Raw genomic sequence first — 23,860 nt, forward strand, 5'->3', positions numbered from 1 at the left:
AGATTTTATTTTTTATTTAAATAATTTCGCCACCAAAATAATCAAAGCCCTATAAATTGTGAATATTATAAACCTAAAAATTATAAGCCTACTTATAATTATGTTGTTTTTTTCTTACAAAGGTATTAGTCAAAATACTCAAGTAAATACGAAGAATATTATGGAAACCATAAATGCATCTGGTAATGATGCAAGTGGTAGTTCTGGTACTGTTAGCTATTCAATCGGGCAAGTATTCTATACCTATATTGGAGCATCGGTTTACAATGTAGCTCAAGGTATACAACAAGAAGAAAATAAAGTAAATTTAGGTACGACAGAAGATGTTAAACCAAAAATAGATATATCCGTTTATCCAAATCCAACAACAGATTTTGTTAATATCAATATAGAAGGATATGTGTTTGGAGATGAAATGGGGACTTATCAGCTTTACGACTTTCAAGGGAGGCTTTTAAAACAAAATACAATTGGTGAAAATGAAACTCAGGTTAGTTTGAATAATCTAAGTTCATCTATTTATATACTTCAAGTAAACATTAATAACAAATTTCTGAAAACATTTAAAATAATAAAAAAATAAAAAAATAAATAATGAAACTTATACTTACTATATTATTATTTGTGACTGTAACTCTTAATGTTTTTGCACAGTCACCAGAAAAAATGAGTTATCAAGCAATTATTAGATCGCAAGACAATAGCTTGGTTGCTAATTCCAATGTAAGTCTTAAAATTATTGTACACCAAGGTACAGCAGCTGGAACTAATGTTTACGAAGAAACTCATTCTGTTACCACAAATAACAATGGTCTAGTTTCTCTTGAAATTGGAACAGGAAAGAGTGTTACAGGTAGTTTTAGTACTATATCTTGGGAAAAAGGTCCCTATTTTATAGAAACACAAGTTGATGCCAAAGGAGGTACAAATTACAATATTATTGGAATCACACAATTATTAAGTGTGCCTTATGCATTACACGCTAAAACAGCTGAAAGAATAGTTGGTACAAATGGAGCCAATCCTTACAAATCACTCATCATTCCATTTCCATCCTCAAGAAGTATTGCTGGTTCAGATGTAAACAATACCATAGAATGTACAACCTCCGCTACATTAACACTAACATCGGATTTTAGTGCGATGGCAGTAGGTGATATTATTAATTTAGAAGCTCATAACGGTGCCGTCTTAACAGTACAGGCAGCAACGGGAGTAACAATTAACTACAATATCAATGGTAGTGCGCTGTTTGAAAGTACTACAGGCATGGTTAGCTTTGGACTATTGAGAAAATCAGGCGCAAATTCGTACATAATATCTGGACAATGAAACATTTAATTTATTTGTTACTCTTTTCAACGGCAGTTTTTTCACAAAACTACAATTATGCCGTTAAAAAGACCCAAAAAAGTATATCTCCGGTTGCACCAGTGGCTAATAACCAAGCCGAAGAAATAGAATATTTTAATGCTTATTTATTGCCACTTGCACAAAAAGCTAATTTACAAGCTGCTTTAAATACTTACCGAGCTGTTAGACTTGAAGCAGGGAATTATAAGGAAGGTGGTTTACAGAGAATTACTTTAAACAGTAATATGAAATTATATGGGCATTCTTCTTATAATGAAATGCCTGAAATTAATATTGCTGCTGGAGCAACGAATGTTTTAGTAACTAGTGTAAAGTTATGGAATGGTCTTAAATTTTTAAACGGTGCTGCTATAACTAACTGTACAATTTCACACGTATCTGGTGGAGATATTTCAGCAACAAATGCTTCTGTTGAAAATTGTACTTTTATTGATATTATTGGAAGCAATCTAAATATCAATAATATTTCTAGCGGATACTTTAGAAATAATAAAATAATTAAGCATTGGGTAACTTCTGTTTCTCCACAATTATTTTTAAAGGGTAATAATGCTACTCCCAGCACCAATAATACTTGGGCATGGTTAAATCTTTTAACAGCACATGGCGATGCAACTGATATTGATAATTTTGGTAACCTAAATGTTATAGGATTAGATGCTGAGGCATGGAATTACAAGAATTTAGGTACTGGAAAAGCATTGCTGTATATGAGAAATATGGGGGATGTAAAACTAGCAAGTATGGCAGGGTTAGGTTATGCTACAAATGCAACTCCTGTTTTTGATATTCAGGCAAATAATTTAATGTTATTAGATAAAGGAATTTCGACTAATGGAGGGGCAAGTACTACAACAGCTAAAACATTTACGATAGATTCTAACTCTTCCCCATATAGTGTTTCTGGAGGGAATTATGATATTAGAGGTCATTTTAACGACACTAATATATCTTATAATGGAACAAATCAAGCATCTTTAATAGCAGGAACAACAGCCGCTACAAATATTACATCATCTATCTTAGGAGCCAATAAACAAGTTTGGGCAAGACCAGTTTTTGAACAGATAGGTAATCCAACAGGAGTAAATTGGCAGGATAATCGAGTTGGAAAAGCAAGCAGTAGAGCTTATATTCAAAATTTAATTGATACAAATGGAATAGCTAATTTGCCAGAAGGTATTTTTTATATAGATTCACCTTTATTGATTAACCAAAATGAAGGAATAGTGGGCTCTGGAACAGGAAAAACAGCTATTGTAGGGTTGACAGATAATTTTAATTTAATAAATGTTAGGGGAGCTGGTGTAAGTTCTTTTACGCTTAATTATTTAACATTACAAGGCGGTAGTAAAGGTGTTCATATAACCTCTGATGGTTTAGATAATTGGTTTCAACCTAACGGAATTAATTTTAAATATGTTGTATTTAGAAATCAAGCTACTTATGGAATAGAAGTCGCTCAAATGTATGGAATGGACAATAATATGTTTGATCAAGTACATTTTTTTAATATACCTACAGCTTTTAAACAAACCCCTGATCCATCGTATGGAGGTTTTGAAACAAATCATATGACGTACATTGATAAGACCGTATTTTACAACTGTCAAGTGATAAATTGTGGAACAGGATTTTCTTTGCGAACTGCCAGAGCAGACAACCTAAATGCTTGGATAAATTGTAATTTTGAAGGTAACAAAATAGCTATTGATTTGAGCGCTCAAAATGCCCCAATAATGATAAATTGTAACTTTAAAAACAATACAGGAACGCATATTATTGAAGCTACTCCAACTATAGGATTATATTCGTGTAATTTCTCGAATAACACAGCTACTAATATAATAAAAGGTACCACTGTAAATATTGAGGGTTGTAATTTTCTTGATAATATTCCATTATTTGAAACTAATACAACTGCATATATAGTCAATTCAACCGTAATTGGTAGTGTGAAAAACATGCCTAAAGCAGTGCTGGTAAATAGCAATATTCAGTCAGATAGTAATTTAAATTATTCATTAGTAAATAGAGTTAATAGTTCTAATTCTATAATACTTAATGATGCCCCAAAACCATATCCACAATTTTTAGTGACACAATAGAAGTTCCAAAACAAAATTTCAGGATATGGAATAATAATTAAAAGAAAGATTAAAAAAACACCATAAAAAACGAGGTTCAGATTAAGTTATTAATCTGAACCTCGTTTTTTTGTTTATAATCTCCAATGTTTGATCTTCTATTCCAAAATCTTCAAATACCCTAGTTTTCGGTTATATTTTCATTTTATAGATTTTCTAATCACATTCATTCGATATAAAGTGTGTTTTTTACACTATAATGTACCCTATTGACCTTATAAAATTAATGTTCAAATGTTTATGGCAAATATGTTGTGGGAATATCATTTGTTTTAGTAGGTTTTTTCGGTTATTAAAATAGATAAAGGATAGCTGTAAAATATAGAAATTGTATTTTATCGGATTTTAAAATCGTTTGGACAGATTAATTATTAATTTGTGAAAATCTTGCATATTTTTAACAAGGATTTCAAAATGAATGAGAGAAAAAAGGAACCATTTGTGGTATTTAATCTTGTTGATAGTGAGATGGTTACTATGAAAAAATGTTTTTGTTAATGAAGCAAAACAAAATAAATTATTGCTTTATGATATTAGAATTTCGTCATGTAATTTGAATATTATGAGACAGTAATTTCAAATATGGATTGTTTATATTGTTTGTTTTTATGAAATATAGTGTATACGAAAATATTAGAAAAATTAGAGAATTAAAAAATTTAACTAGAGAATTTGTAGCAGCTGAATTAAAAATGAGTACCAGTGGATATGGTAAAATTGAAAGAGGAGATGTTGATTTAACTGTTTCTAAATTAATTGAGATTTCAAAAGTTTTAGATGTTTCAACTGAGTTTATATTCAAATTCGATGTTTCAATTTTTTTTAGTCAAACCAAATAGAATAAGCAGGTATACTATTAATTTAATGTTTTTTATAAATAAAATAGTTTAAGTTTTACTGACGAAATTGATAAAAGAAAAACAATTTTAATATTTGAAGTTTGTTTAATCTTTTCTTAATGAAGTTTAAAAGGATTAAAATTAGTAATAAAAAAAAAGAGATCATGGAAAATTACTACTTGAAAATTAAGGAGTACCGATTACAAAATAATCACTCACCTGAATATATAGCCATTCAAATGGAAATTAGTGTAAAAAACTACGAAAATATAGAAAAAGGAATTGTTGATCTTAAATTGTCAAAACTGGATAGATTAGTTAAGATTTTAGGAATCAAAAAAAGTGAAGTTTTCAAATTAGATTATTAATGTGTTTAGACACAATAATTTGATTTCCTTTGTAAAAAGGAAGAACTCAAAGCTAAGGTTTGTAGTTTCTTAAACAACAAACACACTGCTTTTTCTTTATTTATGTTTTACTTTTAAAACATATCCTAAAGATTCTAAAATTAAAACATAATGTGTTTTTGTGATGTCTTTGACCACTGCATTATGATCACAAAAGGGACCAGAATTTAAGTGTATTTTATCACCAATTTGGTACTGCATAACTGATATTTCTTTGGCAGTATCTCCAGATTTAAGCCACTCTTTAATAGTGTCAATCTCTTTGTCTTTTACTATAGCATGTCTTCCTAGCCAAAATAAATACCTTACGACTCCTGGAGAGTGAAATACCATATTTCTATCTTTTTCCGCTAATTGTACAAATATATAATGATCGAATAATGGAACTTCGACCTTTATTTTTCTATCTGATCTTTGTTGAACTTTTTTAATCAGTGGGCAATAACAATTTACTCCAAATTGAGTTAGTTGTTCTGTGGCTCTTTTTTCCCATTTTGGTTTTGTGTAAACTACGTACCATTTCATAATTCTAATTTTTTAGTTCATAATTACTGATATACATTTCCTAGTTAACTATTGCGAATAATTCTTTATTTCTAATAGATAGCGATAGACAAAATTTAATAAATGAATTTTTAAGATCGTACTGAATTACTTTATATAGTACTTTTTTAAAAAAGTTTGAATACTAAGTATTCACTAGGGTTTATAATAGTAAAATTAAATTCAGATTACAGTTTTTACGTCTTGTTTTTATGTTTTTATTTCCTGATTAAGGAATTTTAGCAACTAAATTTTTGTTTTAGATTCTTAGAACTATTCTAATTTTATCATTGTTATCAGAGTTAAGTTTTTGATAATATCGATTTGAATTTCTTGTCTTTTTTATTGCAGAGATTTAAATCACTTGTAACAATTAAGAAGTATAATTTTTAGTTTTTACAACATTTTTTTTCTTTTTTGGATAGTTAAAATGTAACTATTCACGGGGAACCCTTATGCAATTCTCAAAAAATTTCATTGAAAACTTAGAAAAATGGTTCACACTATTTTTTTACAAATCAATTCATAACAACCAAACCTTTTTTTTAATTTAAAAATTAAACAGATGAAAACTGGAATAACCTTTAGTGCTTTTGATTTGTTACATGCAGGGCACGTTAAAATGCTTGAAGAAGCTAAATTACATTGTGATTATTTAATTGTTGGTTTACAAACAGATCCAACTTTGGACCGCCCAACAAAAAACAAACCGACTCAAACTGTTGTCGAACGCTATATACAATTAAAGGCGTGTAAATTTGTTGATGAGGTAGTTCCTTATGCTACTGAGCAAGATTTAGAAGATATTTTGCAATCCTTTACCCTTCATTTGCGCATCGTAGGCGATGAATATAAGGATAGAGATTTTACAGGCAGATCTTATTGTGAGAAAAAGGGAATCGAGTTGTATTTTAATACAAGAGACCATCGTTTTTCTAGTACTGGCCTTCGTCAGGAAGTGTACCAAAAAGAACTTTTAAGAGTCATCTAATGGCAATTAGTACCATTACACATGTAGTTTTAACGGGCGGAATTGGCAGCAGATTGTGGCCTCTGTCCCGTAAAAGCCTACCCAAACAATATCTTGAACTTTTTGATGGACAATCACTTTTTGAAAAGACAGTGGCTCGTAATGAAAATTTTTCTAGCAAAATGATAGTAGTTGGTAATATTGACAATTACAAAATGAGTAATACCATTATGTCCAAATTCAATAAACCTTTTACTCATATTGTAGAAGCTGTCCCGCGTAATACTGCTGCAGCAATTGCGTTTGCCGCATTTGCATCAGAACCGGAAGATATTTTATTGATTACGCCATCAGATCATGTTATTGAAGGGAGCGATTTGTATGATACTGCTTTGCAACAAGCAATTGCATTAGCTAGTAAAGATTACTTGGTGACTTTTGGAATAAAACCCACTAAACCAGAAACAGGTTATGGCTATATTGAATTTGAATATGAAAATGTAATTGCATTTCATGAAAAACCAAATTTAGAAACGGCAACAACCTACCCTGGAAAACGGAAATTATTTCTGGAACAGCGGACTTTTTTGTTTTAAATCAGGAAAGTTTTTAGAAGAGCTCGAAAAGCAGGAACCCGAAGTTTATTTGGCTTCGAAAGTGGCATGGGAAGCAAATAAAAGTGGCTTTTTAGACTATGAATTATCACTAAATATTCCTTCTATAAGTATTGATTATGCAGTTATGGAACGGAGTAAAGATATTAAAGTTGTCCCCACTCATTTTGATTGGTCAGATTTAGGTTCTTTCGAATCGGTTTATGATTATTTAGTTCTGAGAGACCATCCAATTGATGCAAATAGAAATATTGTCATCGGAACTTCAAAACACACCACTTTTATTGGCGTTAAAAATTGCATCTTGATTTATACCGCCGACGCTTTAATGGTCTTGCAAAAAGAAAATTCTCAGGAGGTAAAACAAGTTTACCAGCAATTAGAATCTATTGCTTCGCCACTACTATAAGAAGATATGATTAAATAAAATAATTCGTGAATTAATAAGTTTGGAGTTCAGATGACAAATGAAAATAAAATAATTACTTCAGAAGAATTTGATTTAGCTATGCAACTTATTGCAGATTATAAATTGCAATTGGACAAACAATTAAAAGAAGTTATAGAGCGCAATCAAAAAATCAATATTCAAGGAGATATAAAAGAAAACACCTTTAGGGTGCTTCAAAAATATTATCAGATGTATTACGCCTTAACGCTCCATTGGGAAGATCTAAAGGCGATGGACAGACATCTCTTGGAAACTATTGATTATGAAAAAATAAAACTCTTAAAAGGATATGAACACATGTCTTTGAATCTTCTCAAGAAGCTAATGATTTCTCATTCTATTATTGATAAAAAGGATTTGTAAAAAGATCTAAATGAATTTTTAAAAATAGAGTTATTTGTCTGATTTTAAAATAAATAATTGTTTTTTAAATTAAATAGTACCCACAATGATTGATAAAAATTCTATAATTTATATTGCTGGACACAACGGAATGGTAGGAAGTGCCATTTGGAGAAATTTGACTGCAAAAGGATACCTTAATCTTATCGGAGCTTCGAGTAAAGAATTGGATTTAAGAAAACAAAAAGCAGTGCGGGACTATATCCGAAAAACAAAACCTGATGTTATTATAGATGCTGCCGCAAAAGTGGGAGGTATTCTTGCTAATAATAATTTTCCATATCAATTTTTGATGGAAAATATGCAAATTCAAAATAACCTTATCAATGAAGCCCATCTTTTGGGAGTAGAGAAGTTTATTTTTTTAGGAAGCTCTTGTATTTATCCCAAATTAGCACCACAGCCATTAAAAGAAGAATATTTGCTTACAGACTCTTTAGAACCTACTAACGAATGGTATGCATTGGCAAAAATCACAGGTGTAAAAGCATGTGAATCCATTCGCAAACAATTTGAAAAAGATTTTGTGAGTTTGATGCCAACAAATTTATACGGAACATACGATAATTTTGATTTGAATAGTTCTCATGTTTTACCAGCCATGATTCGTAAATTTCATGAAGCCAAACAAAATAATAATGCAGTAGTAGTTCTTTGGGGAACTGGTACACCCATGCGAGAATTCCTGTTTGTAGATGATATGGCAGAAGCAGTTGTTTTTGCTTTAGAAAATCAACTTCCTGATTATTTGTATAATGTGGGAACAGGAGAAGATATAACCATCAATAAGTTAGCAGCTATAATTCAAAAAATTGTAGGTCATACTGGAGATATAATATGGGACGACACCAAACCCGATGGAACACCACGAAAATTAATGGATGTCTCTAAAATGCATGACATTGGATGGAAACACCAGGTAAATTTAGAAGATGGAATCCAAAAAACCTATAATTGGTTTTTAGAAAATATTGAAAATTTCAAACAAATTAGTTACTAGTAATTTGGACTACCAACCTAGGAACTTCTAAAGTTCTTGATATAAAAAACTTTAAACCATTTGCGACTTTGCGCCACAATGCCTTTGTGCTTTTATAATTAAATTATGACTCAATTAAAAAAAACAGCCTTCATTACAGGAGTAACAGGACAAGACGGAGCCTATTTAAGTGAATTTTTATTAAAAAAAGGCTATACAGTACACGGATTAAAAAGACGTTCTTCTTTATTTAATACCGATCGAATTGATCATTTGTACCAAGATCCTCATGTAGAAAACAGGAACTTCATTTTACATTATGGGGATATGACTGATAGTACTAATTTGACTCGTTTGATTCAAGAAATTCAACCTGATGAAATTTATAATTTGGCAGCCATGAGTCATGTGGCAGTTTCATTTGAAACTCCAGAATATACAGGAAATGCAGATGGATTAGGAACCTTACGTATTTTGGATGCTGTCCGTTTTTTAGGATTAGAAAAAAAGACACGTATTTATCAAGCTTCTACCTCAGAGTTGTACGGAAAAGTACAAGAAGTGCCCCAATCCGAAACGACTCCTTTTTATCCACGTTCGCCTTATGCAGTAGCTAAGATGTATGCTTTTTGGATTACTGTAAATTACAGAGAAGCTTATGGGATGTATGCTTGTAACGGAATCTTGTTCAATCATGAATCTCCCATTCGTGGAGAAACTTTTGTGACACGTAAAATTACGAGAGCAACATCAAGAATTGCTTTGGGATTGCAAGATAAATTATACTTAGGAAATTTGGATGCAAAACGCGATTGGGGACATGCCAAAGATTATGTACGAATGATGTGGATGATTTTGCAGGCCGAAGAACCTGAAGATTGGGTAATCGCTACAGGAACGACTACTCCAGTTCGTGAATTTGTACGTATGAGTTTTGCCGAAGTAGGAATTGAATTGGAATTTAAAGGTGAAGGTGTAAACGAAAAAGGGTACGTAAAAACCTGTAACAATCCAGAGTTTCAATTAGAAATAGGAAAAGAGGTATTAGCGGTAGATCCAAAATATTTTAGACCTACAGAAGTAGATTTACTAATAGGCGATCCTACAAAGGCTAAAACTAAACTAGGTTGGGAATGTCAATACGATTTAGTTGAATTGGTAAAAGATATGATGCAATCTGATTTGAATCTTATGAAGAAAGAACAATATTTAAAAGATGGCGGTTATACTATCTTGAATTATTTCGAGTAGTTACTAAAAAGGCAACTGTTTTACATGAATTTAACTTGCTTATCAATAAGAAAGTAATTCTCATTTTAAAATTTTACTACTTTCTATAAATTCCTATCTCTAAAAAAATATTGAAATGAAAGTCAAAAATATCTGTTGTTTGGGAGCCGGCTATGTAGGTGGACCAACGATGTCGGTTATTGCTTTAAAATGTCCTGAAATTAAAGTGACTGTTGTCGATTTAAACGAAACTCGTATTGCAGCTTGGAATGACGAGAATTTAGATAATCTACCAGTATACGAACCAAGACTCGCAGAAGTAGTTGGAGAAGCTAGAGGTCGTAATCTTTTTTTCTCTACTGAAGTTGATGCTGCAATTGATGCTGCAGATATGATTTTTATTGCTGTTAATACGCCAACTAAAACTTATGGTGAAGGAAAAGGTATGGCGGCGGATCTTAAATTCGTTGAATTATGTGCCCGACAAATTGCAAGAATAGCTAAAAACGATAAAATTATTGTCGAAAAATCGACATTACCTGTTCGTACCGCCGAAACTTTGCAAACTATTCTTGATAGTACAGGAAATGGAGTGCATTTCGAAGTATTGTCAAATCCAGAATTTTTGGCTGAAGGAACAGCGATAGAAGATTTATTTAATGCCGATAGGGTACTTATTGGAGGTAAACAAACCCCAAAAGGTAAAGAAGCTATCCAGGCTTTGGTTGATGTTTATGCTCATTGGTTGACACCAAAGCAAATTTTAACAACTAATGTTTGGTCTTCTGAATTGTCTAAATTAACAGCGAATGCTTTCTTAGCACAACGCATATCTTCTATAAATGCACTTTCGGCTTTGTGCGAAGTTACAGAAGCTAATGTTGACGAAGTTGCCAATGCTATCGGGACCGATAGTCGAATAGGGCCTAAATTTCTGAAAGCATCGGTAGGATTTGGAGGTTCTTGTTTTCAAAAGGATATTTTAAACTTGGTTTATTTGTGTCGTTATTTTAATTTGCCCGAAGTGGCTAATTATTGGGAGCAAGTTATAATCCTTAATGACTATCAAAAATACCGTTTTGCCAAAAAAATAATTAGTTCATTATTTAATACTGTTAGCGATAAAAAAATTGCCTTTTTAGGTTGGGCGTTCAAAAAAGACACTAATGACACCCGTGAATCAGCAGCAATTTATGTAGCCGAACATCTTATTGAAGATGGAGCTCAAATACACGTTTATGATCCTAAAGTTTCTGAGGCAAAAATTATAGCCGATATGATCTATTTATGGGAATTAAACGGTCTTACAGAGCAAAAAATAGCATCAAAACTCAAACAAATTTTTGTATATCAATCCCCAAAAGAAGCTCTCGATCAAGCGCATGCCATCGCTGTTCTGACTGAATGGGACGAGTTTAAAACCTATGATTGGAATACCATTTATAGTAGTATGTACAAACCTGCTTTTGTATTTGATGGGCGTAATATTTTGGATGAGAATAAATTAACGGCAATTGGTTTTAAGGTTAAGGGTATTGGGAAAGGCTAAGATTATCAATTGTAAAAAAATATTTTAACTATTTTATTTCCATCTCTTGAAAGATATATTTGTGATAAAACTCAAACAGCATCCTAAGTACGATACAATCGTAAGTTGGGGGAGATTAATTTCGATTACTGGAAGTGCGCAAATTATTGTGCAGGCTGTTGGCTTTGCTTCTGGCATTCTAATTATTCGTTTGTTGCCCGTTCATGAATATGCATTTTACACTTTAGCAAATACAATGCTGGGAACGATGACAGTCCTGGCTGATGGTGGGATTACTACTGGAGTTATGGCACAAGGTGGAAAAGTTTGGCAGGATAAAAAAAAATTAGGAATTATTTTAGCTACAGGTTTAAATCTAAGGAAAAATTTTGCAATTGGAAGCTTGTTAGTATCTGTGCCAATTTTATTTTATTTTTTACTAGATAATGGTGCTAGTTGGTTAACGTCGATACTTATAGCCTTAGCTTTAATCCCAGCTTTTTATGCAGCTTTGTCAGATTCTTTATTAGAAATTATACCTAAATTAAATCAAACTATTTTGCCTCTTCAACGGAATCAAGTGGAAGTTGGAATAGGTAGATTATTACTTTCTGGACTTGCAATGTTAGTATTTCCTTGGGCATTTGTAGCTGTTTTGGCTGCTGGAATACCCCGAATTTGGGGAAATTTTGGTTTACGAAAAATTGTATATACTTATGCCTCTAAAGATGAACAGCCCGATATAGAAATTAAAAAGGAAATATTAGATTTAGTTAAACGTATTTTACCTACATCAATTTATTACTGTGTTTCGGGGCAAATTACAATTTGGTTAATATCTATATTTGGCAATACTACCTCTCTGGCTCAGTTAGGAGCGTTGACTAGATTAAGTGTTATACTTAGTGTTTTTGTTTCTATAATTACAACCTTAATTATACCGCGTTTTGCTAAATTGAAATTAGAAAAAAAAATACTATTGCAACGTTTTGTTCAAATTATGTTTGCACTAATAGTAATTTTAAGTTTAATTATTTTGATAGTTTATTTATTTCCTGCACCAATACTTTGGATTCTTGGTAAAGATTATAAAGGTTTAAATTATGAACTTTTGTTAAGTATAATAGGCAGTTGTATTGGTTTATTGTCTGGAATTTCATTTGCTTTATATAGTAGTAGGGGTTGGGCATTGTCACCAGTTGTATTAATTACAATTAATTTGTTTGCAATAATTGTTTTTGCTAGCATATTAGACCTAAGTAATTTAGAAGGTGTTTTGTTTTTAAATATATTTTTAGGTTTAGTTGCATTATTACAAACTACTTTTTTCAGTATTTATAAAATTCTACAAATAAAAAATGACAGCTATGAAACAACCAACTAAAATAGCTTTACTATATAATAAAGTTGTTCATTTAGTTAATAAAATTGCTGTTATTTCTCTTAAAATAAGAGGGTTGAAATCTGGAAAAGGCACGCGAATTGGAAAAATAAAATGTGATTGGCCTAACAAAATTAATTTAGGAAGTAATTGTGAAATTCAAGATAATGTTGATTTTAGATTATGGCAACCTTTTAATGATAGTTCATATATTAAAATGGGCGATAATGTGTTTATTGGCCACGCTTGTGAGTTTGTCTGTAATACAAAAATTATTATTGGTAATAACAGTTTAATTGCTAGTAAATGTACACTTAATGATACAGGACATGAGTATAATAGAAAAACAAACATTAATTCTCAACCAATAACAAGTAAAGAGATTATTATTGAAGATGATGTTTGGATTGGTACTTCATGTATTATTTTGCAAGGTGTTACTATTGGTCAAGGATCTGTCATTGCTGCAGGATCAGTAGTAAACAAATCTATTCCACCTTATGAAGTTTGGGCTGGAGTGCCCGCTCGGTTTATAAAAAAAAGAGAATAATTTTTTTTGAAATACATTTTATGCTGAGTTTTCTATTGTACAAATTATCATTTTCAATTTATTAATATTAAAGATAAAAACTATGTTTCTTTCAGTAATAATACCCACGTACAACAGATATGATTTGTTGAGAAAATGTTTAGATAATTTAATCCCTGATTTTCAAACTATTGATTCTTCAAACTATGAGATCATTGTAAGTGATGATAGTAAAATAAATGAAGAAATAGAAATTTTGAAAAAAGAATATCCTTTTGTGACTTTTATATCAGGTCCTCAAAAAGGTCCTGCTTCTAATAGAAATAATGGAGCAAAATATTCAAAAGGTGATTGGCTAATATTTATTGATGATGATTGTCTTCCAGATCGGGACATACTATTATCGTATTTAAAAGAAATAAATAAAGGTGTTTATCAAGGTATCGAAGGATACATCAATGCCGATAGACATCAAGAGAGATTTGATGAACAATCTCCATTAAATTTAACTGGTGGATGTTTTTGGTCTTGTAATATTGCTGTCGATAAAGAGGTGTTTAATAAAATAAATGGGTTTGATGAGGGTTTTCCATATGCAGCACTCGAAGATACTGATTTTTATGAAAGATTGAAAACAGTCGCAAAAACTACTTTTTTAGAAAGTGCCAAGGTTATTCATCCTTGGAGAAGAGCTGGTAAATGGGGCAGTTATAAAAAATGGATGGGAAGTCATCACTATGCAATTAAAAAAGCAAATACGAAAAAGAATTTCAAATTTCGTACCGAACGAATCAATTTGTTTATAGGTTCAATTTTTAAAGAAGGTAAGGAATTAATAAAATTTAGATTTAAAGGATTTCATTATTACCTAGAAGTTTTATACTATAATTTTTTATTAATTTTTTACTAAGCCTTATTTTATCCAAACTGTATTTAAATAAAAGTAGCTTTTTATTATTATGACACAAATTGTTATTTTTTGAATAAAATAGTCCTTGATAAATTTCAGCAAATATTTTTTTAAAAAATCATTAAAATAATTATCATGAAATATAGTTTTTTTCTTTTTGGAACAGGTAATTCACCAATCTTCGAGAATAAAAAATTTAAGGATAAACTTAAGAATAAAGGTTTTGTTGAAAAGAAGAATCCTTTTTTGGCAAAATTGATTATTTGCAGAGATATTGAGATTGCAAAAAAAGCTGCTTTGTTATTTCCTTTTAAAAAAATTATTGTTCATCAATATGAATTATTTATTGATAATACTAAAACAGAAGTTTATAATTTTTGTAAGTTAAAATCAATTTTGGTGGTTAATGGGTTTAATGGAGGAATATTTTTCAATAATTACCATTTTTTAGCAAGTTATCTTTTTGATGATGAATGTGATTTAGGAATGAAAAAAGACGAACTAATTTTGGCATCAAATATTTTTAATAAAGAAGAATATGAGAATGCTAAACATCTGATTTTTATAGGTCAAAAAAGAGATTTTACTGAAATTAATAAAAGTAATTCTAGTATCGGTATCGATCTAAATGAAAAAAGACAAGAAATTGCACAACGTGCATATGATAGAGGAGTTGGAGTTGTGATAGGAAAAGGTTGGAATGAAATATCAGGGATTAAAAATTCAGGTTTTGATTCAGGAAATATAAATTGGTGGGATTCAAAATTAGAATTATTAAAAGGGCATCGCTTTAATGTGGCGCTAGAAAATACACTTTGGAAATATTATGTTTCTGAGAAAATTTGGCACTCAATTAAGGCTGGTTGTTTACCAATTTATTGGGGTAAAGATTCATCTATTTACGATATTTTTCCAAAAGATTCTTTTATTGATGCATCTGAATTTAAAAACAGTGATGATTTGATTGACTACACTGTCAACCTCACCTATGAATTATGGCGCGAAAGGATGGAAAAATGTATAAATGTATACAATGAATCCATTATGAAAATGAATTATTCTAAGTTCGATGAGTCTATTGATAAATTTTTAGAGCGAATTAATAAATGAAAATCATCTTCTTTTGTGGATCTGCTGAACCTGGTAAAGATGGGGTAGGCGATTATACTCGCCGTTTTTGTGGCGAACTAATAAGAAAAGGCCACGAAGTTCAGATTTTAGCTTTATGTGATTATCAAGTTATTTCTTTTACTGCTGAACATCAAGTTGTAGAAAAAACTACAGTTTTAGTGAATCGAATACCCATATTAACTTCAAATAATCAACGTTTCATTTGGTCACAAGATGTTTTAAATGAATTTCAACCCGATTGGATTAGTTTACAATTTGTACCTTATAGTTTTAATCCTAAGGGATTGCCGTTTTGGTTGCCTTCGTTCTTAAAGAAATTAAAGGGAAATCACAAATGGCATATTATGTTTCATGAATTGTGGTTAGGAATAGATATGGAGTCTTCATTTAGACACAAATGTATTGGTAAATTGCAGCAATCAATAGTTAAAAAAACGGTTTATGATACTAAGCCATATTTTATCAGTACACAAAATAAATTATACCAATTTTTTCTTCAATTACATAATATTGATGCGGACATTTTGCCTATTTGCGGTAATATTCCCGTGACAACTATAAAAAACGAATCCAATGAATTTACCCAGTTTGTTTTGTTTGGCACTATTCATCCTGGAGCTCCTTTTAAAGATTTTGTTGAAGATTTAATAACTCACTCAAATAGGTTTAAAAAACCAATAAAATTTATTTTTATTGGTAAAAACGGCTCAGAACTGACCACTTTTACAACATTACTTGAAAGTTTTAATATTTGTCATGAAGTTTTGGGCTTACAATCTGAAAATACAATATCAGAAGTACTTATAAATAGCGATTTTGGAATATCAACTACACCTTATTTTCAGACAGAAAAAAGTGGAGTTTATGCAGCATATAAAGAGCATCAAATAAATACTATTAGTGTTTCGCGCAAATGGACACCAACTAAAGGGCAGTATACTATTCCACAAATTATAAAGTATAAAAAAAATAATTTGAATATAATTCCAACGGACGTTGAGGCATTTAATTTAGACAGTTTGGCAAATCAATTTATTAATTCAATTTCCAAAATATGAAGATAATAATATCTCATCCTACTTTAAATGCAAACTCAAAAAATTTGGTGATAGGGTTATTAAAAAGCAAACTACTTTTTAAATTATTTACAACAATTGCAATATTTCCAGGTCAATTATTATTTAAATTAGGTAGCAATCCTAAATTAAAAGATTTAAAAAGAAGAAGTTTAGATAAAACTTGGCAACCCTATACGCAATCGAAATCATTTTTTGAGTTTGGCCGTTTATTAGCTTCTAAATTACATTTAGAATATTTTGTAAAACATGAAAAAGGATTTTTTTGTGTAGATAAAGTTTACCAAAACCACGATAAATGGGTAGCCAATAGTCTAACTCAAGCAAAAAAAGAAGGACTATCAGGAGTGTATGCTTATGAAGATGGAGCGTTAGCCACTTTTACAAAAGCAAAACAATTGGGGCTTTATTGTATTTATGACTTACCCATTGGGTATTGGAAAAGTGCTCGTTCGTTAATGCAAAAAGAATTTGATGTCAATCCCGAATGGTCAAGCACACTTACTGGTTTTAATGACTCATCAGACAAATTGAATATTAAAGACCAAGAATTGGCTTTGGCAGATGTTATTTTTGTGGCTAGTAGTTTTACTAAAAAAACATTGGCAGAGTATTCAGGAAATTTGCCCGAAATAAAAGTAATCCCCTATGGTTTTCCAGAGGTAAAGCAAAAAAAAGAGTACCAATCGCTTGCCAATAGAAAACTTAAAGTCTTATTTATAGGTGGCTTATCACAACGAAAAGGGCTTTCGTATTTATTTGATGCAGTTGAAGGAATACAAAACCAAGTGGAGTTAACTATCGTTGGACATAAAGCAGTAGCTAATTGCGATGTATTGAATCTATCCTTGGAAAAACATAAATGGATTCCATCCTTATCTCATGACCAAGTGTTAGCTTGTATGCGCGAACATGATGTTTTCGTTTTCCCTTCACTTTTTGAAGGTTTTGGTTTGGTAATTACTGAAGCAATGTCTCAAGGTGTGCCTGTTATTACAACAGACCGTACAGCGGGGCCAGATATAATCAAGAGTGGAGAGGATGGATGGATTGTAGAAGCAGGCTCTTCAGTGGCAATAAAAGAAGTCTTTACCAAAATACTTGAAACACCAGAAATAATAGAACAATTTGGACTGGCGGCACGACAAAAAGCTCAAACTAGACCATGGTCGGTTTATGGTCAAGAAATGGCTGATGCACTTTCTTCTTTAAAGATTTTATAAACAAATAGGATTAATGAATACAATTACAGAACAAGAAAATTCAAAGTATAATTCAATAAAGATAGCCATTTGGTTGTATTTTTTACTTTGGATTTTTGAAGGGGCTTTACGTAAATGGATTTTGCCTAGCTTGTCTACTCCCTTATTGGTAGTACGTGATCCAATAGCTATTTATATAATTTTAAGGGCTTTCTATTTGGATGTAAAATTTGTAAATCCATATATAGTTGTCAGCTTTATTATAACTATATTATCTTTTATTATCACACTTACTTTTGGACATGGTAATATATTTGTAGGTCTTTACGGGGCTAGGATTATGTTGCTCCATTTTCCATTAATTTTTATTATTGGTTCCGTTTTCACAAAAGAGGATTTATTAAAAATGGGACGTGTGATGTTGGCAGTCAATATTCTAGTAACTTTAATTGTCTATTTACAATTTATTAGTCCTCAAACAGCTTTTATCAATATTGGAATTGGTGGTGAAGGTAGTGCTGGTTTTACAGGGTATAGAGGATATTTTCGTCCTTCAGGGACTTTTTCATTTACTACAGGATTGTCATCTTACTATATTTTGGTTTCTGTATTTGTATTTTATTTTTGGTTGTCAAAAGAGTTTTGTTCTAAGATTTTACTTATTTCAAGTACCATAGCATTGTTGATAGCTTTACCGCTTACTGTAAGTCGAACAGCAGTAGGAGGTGTTATGTTAGTCGGTTTATTTGCTTTTATTGGATCTTCTACTAGTTTTAAATCAATATTTAGGGTATTATTTATGGTAGTAATAATTATAAGCTTATTTATTGTATTACAAAAAACTACTTCTGTTTTTAGTCTCGGAACCGAAGTTTTTATGAGTAGAGTAGACGAAGCCAGTGTGGTAGAAAAAGGTCAAAATAGTTCTTTCATTGGAAGAGCATTAAGTGGATTTACGGATCCTATAATTAATTTATTAAAATCTCCATTATTTATTGGTAATCTTGGGATGGGTACCAATGCAGGGTCACAAATGTTAACTGGAAAGGTAAAATTCTTAATTTCAGAAGGTGAATTAGGACGGGTGGCAGGAGAGCAAGGTCTTATTTTAGGTGGAGGACTTATCGCATTAAGGTTGCTTTTGGCAATAAGTTTGTTTTATAAATCCATTAAGTTGCCTGGAACATACAAGTTGCTACCCTTAGCATTTTGCGGTTCGGCTTTGTTTTTAATAACTCAAGGGCAATGGGCTCAACCTAGTATGCTGGGTTGTAGTGTTATTGCTGCAGGGTTGTTAGATGCAAGTATAAATTTAAAAAAGAAAGCCGAATAAATGAAAATTGTACTTTTTACCCATCCGTCCTTTTTAGCTCATCAAAGCATGCCACGTTTTGCCAAGATGATTGAAAAAGGTATGCTACAGAAAGGACATGAATTGATAATATGGAGTCCTAAAGCTTTTTTCATTAAACTTGCTTTTAATAATTCTTTCTTAGAAAAGTGGATGGGCTATTTAGATCAATATGTAGTTTTTCCAATTATTGTAAAATTACGATTACTCAGTTGTAGTAAAAATACTTTATTTGTTTTTGCTGATAATGCATTAGGTCCTTGGGTACCTTTAGTTAGAAAAAGATATCATGTGATACATTGCCATGATTTTTTGGCACAACAATCTGCTTTTGGTTTATTGCCAGAAAATAAAGTGGGCATAACAGGTAAGTATTATCAAAAATTTATCCGTTGGGGATATTGTAAAGCAGAAAATTTTATCAGTATTTCTATTAAAACTCAAACGGATTTACATTTTTTTTTGACTAAACCACCAAAAATTTCAAAGGTTGTTTATAATGGTTTAAATCAAAATTTTGAACCATCAAAAAGTAAAATAGAACCACGTGAATTACTTACAAATAAATACAATATCGATTTATCTAAAGGTTATATTCTTCATGTAGGTGGAAATGCATTTTATAAAAATAAATTAGGGGTAATTGAAATTTATGACCAATGGGCCAAAGATTTTAAAGCAAATGTTCCTTTAATTTTGGTTGGTGAACCACCATCTGAAGAATTGATTTCATTTAAAGAAAAGTCAATAGTTTCAAAATCTATTTATTTTATAACAAATATTGATGATTTGCAATTGCAACTGTTCTATCAAGGTGCTTCCGTTATGGTTTTTCCATCCTTATATGAAGGTTTCGGTTGGCCAATAGTAGAGGCAATGGCTTCGGGTACTTTGGTAATTACAACAAATGAAGACCCGATGAAAGAAGTGGCGGCAGATGCAGGTTTTTATATTCCTAAAAAAATATTTAATTCAGAAGAAATAGTCAATTGGAAAAGCATAGCCGCTAAAGAATTAGAAAAAGTGATGCAGTTAACTCCAGAAGAAAATAGGATAGCAATTCAAAAATCGATTTTGCGATCAAAAGAATTTAGAGCTGAAGGTTTTGTGAATTCGATTGAAAAAGTATATCAACAAATTTTACTAAACGAATGAAAGTCATTCATTATATTGAGAGCATAGACAAAACAGCTGGAGGTACAACCGAATATATGCGTTTATTGGCCAACGCATTAAAATCAAATCTTGATTTAGTTGTAGCTACTGGACTTTCAGCATCTCCTATAAATATTGAGGGTATTAAAATTCATTTTTTTGATAATAAAGTTTTGCGTTGGTTTAGTCTTTTAAATGAATTTCGAAGTTTTTTAGAAAAAGAAAATCCTGCCATTGTACATATTAATGGTATTTGGACTCCCCAAAATTGGGGTTTTCAAAAAGTAGCACAAGAGCTAGGTATTAAAGTTGTTTTGTCACCACATGGTATGCTTGAACCTTGGATTTTGGCTCATAATCCTTGGAAAAAAAAAATAGGCCTTTTTTTATACCAAAATAAAGCTATTAGGAGAGCCGAACATATACATGTTACAGCACTAATGGAAAAAGAAAGTGTCAGGAACTTAGGGTATACAAACGAACTTACTGTTATTCCAAACGGAATTGATTTAAGTGAAATTAAAAAGAAAAAAGAATTATACGGAACTAAAAAAGTGATTTTTTTATCTCGAATTCATCCCAAAAAAGGAATTGAGTTATTGTTAGAAGCTTGGCGTGCAACTAACACCCAAGGATGGTCATTGGAAATAGCAGGAAATGGTGATGCCAATTACATACAAAATTTAACCCAAAGTGCCAATGATATTGCCAATGTACATTTTGTGGGAGCAAAATACGGAGAAGAAAAATGGCGTTTTTTAAGATCAGCTGATATAATGGTATTGCCCACTCATAGTGAGAATTTTGGTATCGTGGTGGCAGAAGCTTTAGCAGTAGGTGTACCTGTAATTACCACAAAAGGAACTCCTTGGGAGGATTTAAATACACATAAATGCGGTTGGTGGATTGATTTGTCTGTATCAGGGTTGAGTAGCACGTTAACGACTGTATTTTCAAAGGACACTCTTGAACTAAAGGAATTGGGAGCAAATGCGATGAAATTGATTGAAGATAAATACAACATAAATAAAATAGGAATAGACATTAAAAAATTATACGAAAAGATTTTAAATAATTAAAATTCGATGGGCGTAGCACTTAAAACATTTAAAACAAATAATTACGATAAAGGAAAAGGGAAACTGACTCAATTTATATGGATTTTTTTTAATGCACTTTTTTTGAAAAATTCATGGTTCATATTTATGAGTTTTAAAGTTCTTTTATTACGATCTTTTGGTGCTAAAATAGGACAAGGTGTTGTAATTAAACCTAATGTAAATATTAAATTTCCTTGGAAGTTGGTTGTTGGTAATGATGTATGGATTGGTGAGGGGGTTTGGATCGATAATTTAGATAAAGTAACAATTGGCAATGATGCGTGTTTATCACAAGGAGCATTGTTATTAACAGGAAATCACGATTATAGATCTACTTCTTTTGATTATAGAAACGAACCCATTTGCATTGGAAATGGGGTTTGGATAGGAGCAAAATCTGTGGTTTGTCCCGGGGTAGTTTGTGAAGACGAATCGATTTTGACTGTTGGATCAGTTGCTACAAAGGATTTAAAATCCTTTGGTATTTATCAAGGTAATCCAGCTACATTTATTAGAGAAAGAAAATATTAAAACAATTAAAATGAAAAAAATACTAATAACTGGAGGAGCTGGATTTGTTGGTTCACATTTGTGCAAAAGATTGTTGAATGAAGGTAATGAAGTGATTTGTCTAGATAATTACTTTACAGGAGCCAAATCCAATATTATTGATCTAATAGATCATCCTTATTTTGAAATGGTACGCCACGATATTACAGAGCCTTATTATGCTGAGGTTGATGAGATTTATAATTTAGCTTGTCCTGCATCGCCTGTACATTATCAGTACAACCCAATTAAAACGATAAAGACTTCTGTTATGGGAGCCATAAATGTTTTAGGTTTAGCAAAAAGGGTCAAGGCAAAGGTGCTGCAAGCCAGCACTAGCGAAGTATATGGTGATCCTCTCGTGCATCCCCAAACCGAAAGTTATTGGGGACATGTGAATCCAATTGGTATTCGATCGTGTTATGATGAGGGAAAACGTTGTGCCGAGACCTTGTTTATGGATTATCACAATCAAAATAAAGTAGCCATTAAAATTATTCGGATTTTTAATACTTATGGTCCTAATATGAATCCAGTTGATGGTAGAGTAGTGTCTAATTTTATTGTACAAGCATTACAGGGAAAAGATATTACCATTTTTGGGGATGGTTTACAAACCCGCTCATTTCAATATGTTGATGATTTAGTAGAAGGAATGATTCAAATGATGGGTTCTGAATCATCATTTTTAGGACCAGTAAATTTAGGTAACCCTAATGAATTTACGATGCTCGAATTGGCACAAGCCGTTATTGAATTGACAGGTTCTAAATCAAAAATTATTCACATGGATTTGCCGCAAGATGATCCTAAACAGAGGCAACCAGATATTTCTTTAGCTAAGGAGAAACTAAACGGCTGGGAACCCAAAATACAATTGCGAGAAGGCTTGATTACTACAATCAGCTATTTTGACAAACTATTGTCAAATCAATAAACGAATTCTTTTAAAAAAATATCTTAATTTTTTTACTGCTTTTTCCTAAAATATAGTATTGAGGGATGAGCTTTTTACATCCTATAATTTCTAAAAATATCTTAATTTTTTTTTACTGCTTTTTCCTAAATCTAGTATTGAGGGATCAGCTTTTTATACTCTATAATTTCTAAAATTATTATTTAATCTTAAAAATCATTTATTATGAAAGTCACTATAATAACCGTGTGTTACAATCGAAAAGCTACTATCGAAAAAGCTATTAAAAGTGTATTGCAACAGAATTATGAGAATATTGAATATATTGTTGTTGATGGCAACTCTACAGATGGGACAAAAGAAATTATTGAGTCTTATCAAGATAGAATAAGTCAATACATCTCAGAACCCGATTCAGGAATGTATGATGCTATAAATAAAGGAATCAAATTAGCAACAGGCGATATTATTGGTTTGATGCATTCTGATGATGAATTTTATGATTCGAAAACGATTAGTAGAATAGTAGCACGTTTTGAGTTTTACACAAATACAGAAGGTGTTTACGGCAATGGTGTTTATGTGTCAAATGATGCGGAAGAGCGCCTGATTAGAAATCGCATTGGGGGTATTTTTAGTCTCAATAAAGTCAAAGATGGCTGGTTGCCTTTACATCCTACCGTTTATTTGAAGAAATCAGTAATCGATAAATATGGATTATATAGCCTTAATTTTAAAATAGCTTCGGATACCGAATTTTTACTACGCTATTTGTATAAATACAAAATTAAAATGACCTACATCAATGTTTATATTGTTAAAATGCGAATGGGAGGCATGAGCACAAACACTAAGCGTGCTTTGGAAGTTTTATATGAAGATTACAAAATATATAAATACCACGGCTTAACCGCAATTCAAGCTGTATTTCTTAAAAAAACGATAGCTTTAAGACAGTATTTGGTTCATTAATAGGTAACTATAAATATTTAGCTCTTCACTTTTCTTTTTTAATACTAAAAGTATTCTTATTATTTTTATAATATTAAGATTATATTTGGAATACTAATATAAAA

At 31.2% G+C, this 23,860-nt stretch carries 25 protein-coding genes; 24 read left to right on the forward strand and 1 reads right to left on the reverse strand.

What is annotated here, in order from left to right; translation table 11 throughout:
- Positions 1-160: 160 nt before the first annotated feature.
- The 5 genes from ACUN3A_RS15920 (at position 161) to ACUN3A_RS15940 (ending at position 4,728) form a co-directional block, all read left to right on the forward strand.
- Complete coding sequence (locus tag ACUN3A_RS15920) at positions 161-583, forward strand: T9SS type A sorting domain-containing protein (protein ID WP_445552270.1); 423 nt, start codon at positions 161-163, stop codon at positions 581-583.
- Positions 584-594: 11 nt separating this feature from the next.
- Entirely contained in the window at positions 595-1,332 is a 738-nt protein-coding gene (locus ACUN3A_RS15925) for a hypothetical protein (RefSeq protein WP_445552271.1), read from the forward strand.
- Positions 1,329-3,482 (forward strand): hypothetical protein, encoded by a 2,154-nt coding sequence (locus tag ACUN3A_RS15930; protein WP_445552272.1) that lies wholly within the window; start codon positions 1,329-1,331, stop codon positions 3,480-3,482. The genes ACUN3A_RS15925 and ACUN3A_RS15930 overlap by 4 nt, the downstream gene beginning before the upstream one ends.
- A 647-nt stretch (positions 3,483-4,129) precedes the next feature.
- Positions 4,130-4,360, forward strand: coding sequence for a helix-turn-helix domain-containing protein (locus ACUN3A_RS15935; RefSeq protein WP_445552273.1), 231 nt, complete (start codon positions 4,130-4,132; stop codon positions 4,358-4,360).
- Between the two features lie 164 nt (positions 4,361-4,524).
- On the forward strand, positions 4,525-4,728 hold the full coding sequence (locus tag ACUN3A_RS15940) for a helix-turn-helix domain-containing protein (protein ID WP_445552274.1): 204 nt from the start codon (positions 4,525-4,527) through the stop codon (positions 4,726-4,728).
- A 96-nt stretch (positions 4,729-4,824) separates the two neighbouring features.
- Here ACUN3A_RS15940 and ACUN3A_RS15945 read toward each other — a convergent pair whose 3' ends face one another.
- Complete coding sequence (locus tag ACUN3A_RS15945) at positions 4,825-5,292, reverse strand: UpxY family transcription antiterminator (protein WP_445552275.1); 468 nt, start codon at positions 5,290-5,292, stop codon at positions 4,825-4,827.
- A 583-nt stretch (positions 5,293-5,875) separates the two neighbouring features.
- Here ACUN3A_RS15945 and ACUN3A_RS15950 point away from each other — a divergent pair.
- From ACUN3A_RS15950 to ACUN3A_RS16040, 19 genes are all read left to right on the forward strand, one after another.
- Positions 5,876-6,301 (forward strand): adenylyltransferase/cytidyltransferase family protein, encoded by a 426-nt coding sequence (locus ACUN3A_RS15950; protein ID WP_445552276.1) that lies wholly within the window; start codon positions 5,876-5,878, stop codon positions 6,299-6,301.
- Positions 6,301-6,876 carry a sugar phosphate nucleotidyltransferase gene (locus ACUN3A_RS15955; protein WP_445552277.1) on the forward strand — a complete coding sequence of 192 codons (576 nt, stop codon included), beginning with the start codon at positions 6,301-6,303 and terminating at the stop codon, positions 6,874-6,876. Before ACUN3A_RS15950 ends, ACUN3A_RS15955 begins: the two co-directional genes overlap by 1 nt.
- The gene (locus ACUN3A_RS15960) at positions 6,830-7,303 is read left to right on the forward strand and encodes a sugar phosphate nucleotidyltransferase (protein WP_445552843.1); all 474 of its coding nucleotides are present in this window, start codon (positions 6,830-6,832) and stop codon (positions 7,301-7,303) included. Before ACUN3A_RS15955 ends, ACUN3A_RS15960 begins: the two co-directional genes overlap by 47 nt.
- Positions 7,304-7,354: 51 nt before the next feature.
- Positions 7,355-7,708: a hypothetical protein gene (locus ACUN3A_RS15965; protein WP_445552278.1), complete on the forward strand. Its 354-nt coding sequence runs from the start codon at positions 7,355-7,357 to the stop codon at positions 7,706-7,708.
- A gap of 85 nt (positions 7,709-7,793) precedes the next feature.
- A complete protein-coding gene (locus tag ACUN3A_RS15970) occupies positions 7,794-8,747 on the forward strand; it encodes a GDP-L-fucose synthase family protein (protein ID WP_445552279.1) in 954 nt (317 codons plus the stop codon).
- A 105-nt stretch (positions 8,748-8,852) separates the two neighbouring features.
- The gene (gene gmd, locus ACUN3A_RS15975; protein WP_445552280.1) at positions 8,853-9,977 is read left to right on the forward strand and encodes a GDP-mannose 4,6-dehydratase; all 1,125 of its coding nucleotides are present in this window, start codon (positions 8,853-8,855) and stop codon (positions 9,975-9,977) included.
- A 115-nt stretch (positions 9,978-10,092) separates the two neighbouring features.
- Entirely contained in the window at positions 10,093-11,505 is a 1,413-nt protein-coding gene (locus tag ACUN3A_RS15980; RefSeq protein WP_445552281.1) for a UDP-glucose 6-dehydrogenase, read from the forward strand.
- Between the two features lie 46 nt (positions 11,506-11,551).
- Positions 11,552-12,868, forward strand: a complete 1,317-nt coding sequence (locus tag ACUN3A_RS15985; RefSeq protein ID WP_445552282.1) for a polysaccharide biosynthesis protein — start codon at positions 11,552-11,554, stop codon at positions 12,866-12,868.
- A complete protein-coding gene (locus tag ACUN3A_RS15990; protein WP_445552283.1) occupies positions 12,852-13,415 on the forward strand; it encodes an acyltransferase in 564 nt (187 codons plus the stop codon). Before ACUN3A_RS15985 ends, ACUN3A_RS15990 begins: the two co-directional genes overlap by 17 nt.
- A gap of 82 nt (positions 13,416-13,497) precedes the next feature.
- Positions 13,498-14,304 (forward strand): glycosyltransferase family 2 protein, encoded by an 807-nt coding sequence (locus ACUN3A_RS15995; protein WP_445552284.1) that lies wholly within the window; start codon positions 13,498-13,500, stop codon positions 14,302-14,304.
- A gap of 135 nt (positions 14,305-14,439) precedes the next feature.
- Entirely contained in the window at positions 14,440-15,414 is a 975-nt protein-coding gene (locus ACUN3A_RS16000) for a glycosyltransferase family 10 domain-containing protein (protein WP_445552285.1), read from the forward strand.
- Complete coding sequence (locus ACUN3A_RS16005; protein ID WP_445552286.1) at positions 15,411-16,493, forward strand: hypothetical protein; 1,083 nt, start codon at positions 15,411-15,413, stop codon at positions 16,491-16,493. Before ACUN3A_RS16000 ends, ACUN3A_RS16005 begins: the two co-directional genes overlap by 4 nt.
- Positions 16,490-17,734 carry a glycosyltransferase family 4 protein gene (locus ACUN3A_RS16010; protein ID WP_445552287.1) on the forward strand — a complete coding sequence of 415 codons (1,245 nt, stop codon included), beginning with the start codon at positions 16,490-16,492 and terminating at the stop codon, positions 17,732-17,734. Before ACUN3A_RS16005 ends, ACUN3A_RS16010 begins: the two co-directional genes overlap by 4 nt.
- Before the next feature lie 13 nt (positions 17,735-17,747).
- Positions 17,748-19,046 carry a hypothetical protein gene (locus tag ACUN3A_RS16015; protein WP_445552288.1) on the forward strand — a complete coding sequence of 433 codons (1,299 nt, stop codon included), beginning with the start codon at positions 17,748-17,750 and terminating at the stop codon, positions 19,044-19,046.
- Positions 19,047-20,219, forward strand: a complete 1,173-nt coding sequence (locus tag ACUN3A_RS16020; protein ID WP_445552289.1) for a glycosyltransferase — start codon at positions 19,047-19,049, stop codon at positions 20,217-20,219.
- The gene (locus ACUN3A_RS16025; RefSeq protein WP_445552290.1) at positions 20,216-21,298 is read left to right on the forward strand and encodes a glycosyltransferase; all 1,083 of its coding nucleotides are present in this window, start codon (positions 20,216-20,218) and stop codon (positions 21,296-21,298) included. The genes ACUN3A_RS16020 and ACUN3A_RS16025 overlap by 4 nt, the downstream gene beginning before the upstream one ends.
- A gap of 6 nt (positions 21,299-21,304) precedes the next feature.
- Positions 21,305-21,850, forward strand: coding sequence for a WcaF family extracellular polysaccharide biosynthesis acetyltransferase (locus ACUN3A_RS16030; RefSeq protein WP_445552291.1), 546 nt, complete (start codon positions 21,305-21,307; stop codon positions 21,848-21,850).
- A gap of 10 nt (positions 21,851-21,860) precedes the next feature.
- Positions 21,861-22,805, forward strand: a complete 945-nt coding sequence (locus tag ACUN3A_RS16035) for a UDP-glucuronic acid decarboxylase family protein (protein WP_445552292.1) — start codon at positions 21,861-21,863, stop codon at positions 22,803-22,805.
- A gap of 204 nt (positions 22,806-23,009) precedes the next feature.
- Positions 23,010-23,756, forward strand: coding sequence for a glycosyltransferase family 2 protein (locus ACUN3A_RS16040; RefSeq protein WP_445552293.1), 747 nt, complete (start codon positions 23,010-23,012; stop codon positions 23,754-23,756).
- Positions 23,757-23,860: the final 104 nt, after the last annotated feature.

Source organism: Flavobacterium sp. WC2509 (genome assembly GCF_052683105.1).

Coding starts and splice junctions, on each gene's coding strand:
- ACUN3A_RS15955 (WP_445552277.1), top strand. CDS start 6,301: ATGGCAATTAGTACCATTACACATGTAGTTTTAACGGGCGGAATTGGC.
- ACUN3A_RS15980 (WP_445552281.1), top strand. CDS start 10,093: ATGAAAGTCAAAAATATCTGTTGTTTGGGAGCCGGCTATGTAGGTGGA.
- ACUN3A_RS16025 (WP_445552290.1), top strand. CDS start 20,216: ATGAAAGTCATTCATTATATTGAGAGCATAGACAAAACAGCTGGAGGT.
- ACUN3A_RS16015 (WP_445552288.1), top strand. CDS start 17,748: ATGAATACAATTACAGAACAAGAAAATTCAAAGTATAATTCAATAAAG.
- ACUN3A_RS15970 (WP_445552279.1), top strand. CDS start 7,794: ATGATTGATAAAAATTCTATAATTTATATTGCTGGACACAACGGAATG.
- ACUN3A_RS15945 (WP_445552275.1), bottom strand. CDS start 5,292: ATGAAATGGTACGTAGTTTACACAAAACCAAAATGGGAAAAAAGAGCC.
- ACUN3A_RS15950 (WP_445552276.1), top strand. CDS start 5,876: ATGAAAACTGGAATAACCTTTAGTGCTTTTGATTTGTTACATGCAGGG.
- ACUN3A_RS15925 (WP_445552271.1), top strand. CDS start 595: ATGAAACTTATACTTACTATATTATTATTTGTGACTGTAACTCTTAAT.
- ACUN3A_RS15935 (WP_445552273.1), top strand. CDS start 4,130: ATGAAATATAGTGTATACGAAAATATTAGAAAAATTAGAGAATTAAAA.
- ACUN3A_RS16020 (WP_445552289.1), top strand. CDS start 19,047: ATGAAAATTGTACTTTTTACCCATCCGTCCTTTTTAGCTCATCAAAGC.
- ACUN3A_RS15940 (WP_445552274.1), top strand. CDS start 4,525: ATGGAAAATTACTACTTGAAAATTAAGGAGTACCGATTACAAAATAAT.
- ACUN3A_RS15990 (WP_445552283.1), top strand. CDS start 12,852: ATGAAACAACCAACTAAAATAGCTTTACTATATAATAAAGTTGTTCAT.
- ACUN3A_RS16030 (WP_445552291.1), top strand. CDS start 21,305: ATGGGCGTAGCACTTAAAACATTTAAAACAAATAATTACGATAAAGGA.
- ACUN3A_RS15930 (WP_445552272.1), top strand. CDS start 1,329: ATGAAACATTTAATTTATTTGTTACTCTTTTCAACGGCAGTTTTTTCA.
- ACUN3A_RS15965 (WP_445552278.1), top strand. CDS start 7,355: ATGACAAATGAAAATAAAATAATTACTTCAGAAGAATTTGATTTAGCT.
- ACUN3A_RS15995 (WP_445552284.1), top strand. CDS start 13,498: ATGTTTCTTTCAGTAATAATACCCACGTACAACAGATATGATTTGTTG.
- ACUN3A_RS16005 (WP_445552286.1), top strand. CDS start 15,411: ATGAAAATCATCTTCTTTTGTGGATCTGCTGAACCTGGTAAAGATGGG.
- ACUN3A_RS16035 (WP_445552292.1), top strand. CDS start 21,861: ATGAAAAAAATACTAATAACTGGAGGAGCTGGATTTGTTGGTTCACAT.
- ACUN3A_RS16040 (WP_445552293.1), top strand. CDS start 23,010: ATGAAAGTCACTATAATAACCGTGTGTTACAATCGAAAAGCTACTATC.
- ACUN3A_RS16010 (WP_445552287.1), top strand. CDS start 16,490: ATGAAGATAATAATATCTCATCCTACTTTAAATGCAAACTCAAAAAAT.
- ACUN3A_RS15920 (WP_445552270.1), top strand. CDS start 161: ATGGAAACCATAAATGCATCTGGTAATGATGCAAGTGGTAGTTCTGGT.
- ACUN3A_RS16000 (WP_445552285.1), top strand. CDS start 14,440: ATGAAATATAGTTTTTTTCTTTTTGGAACAGGTAATTCACCAATCTTC.
- gmd (WP_445552280.1), top strand. CDS start 8,853: ATGACTCAATTAAAAAAAACAGCCTTCATTACAGGAGTAACAGGACAA.